At 33.0% G+C, this 427-nt stretch carries 1 protein-coding gene; it reads left to right on the forward strand.

Going from position 1 to position 427, the window contains the following annotated elements; translation table 11 throughout:
- A partial coding sequence (locus tag FUA24_RS23590) for a carboxyl transferase domain-containing protein (RefSeq protein ID WP_317131973.1) occupies positions 1–427 on the forward strand: 427 nt, incomplete at both ends.

Here is a 427-nt window from a genome sequence, read left to right on the forward strand (position 1 = left end):
AAATAGCACGTGCAGCAGATTACTCATTAAAAAACAACGTACCATTAATGATTATTTCAAAATCTGGCGGTGCAAGAATGATGGAAGCCGCATTATCATTAATGCAATTAGCTAAAACATCAGTAAAACTAGCGCAATTAGCTGATGCCAAAATACCATATATTTCATTGTGTACAGATCCTACAACTGGTGGCACAACAGCATCATTTGCTATGTTGGGAGACATTAATATTAGTGAACCTGGTGCTTTAATTGGTTTTGCAGGCCCACGTGTTGTAAAAGATACTACCGGACAAGATTTACCTGAAGGTTTCCAAACTTCAGAGTTTTTGTTAGAACATGGTTTTTTAGATTTTATTACTTTAAGAAAAGAATTAAAAAATAAAGTAAATCAGTATCTAGATTTAATATTAAATATGCCAATAAG

It is taken from the genome of Seonamhaeicola marinus (assembly GCF_008085455.1).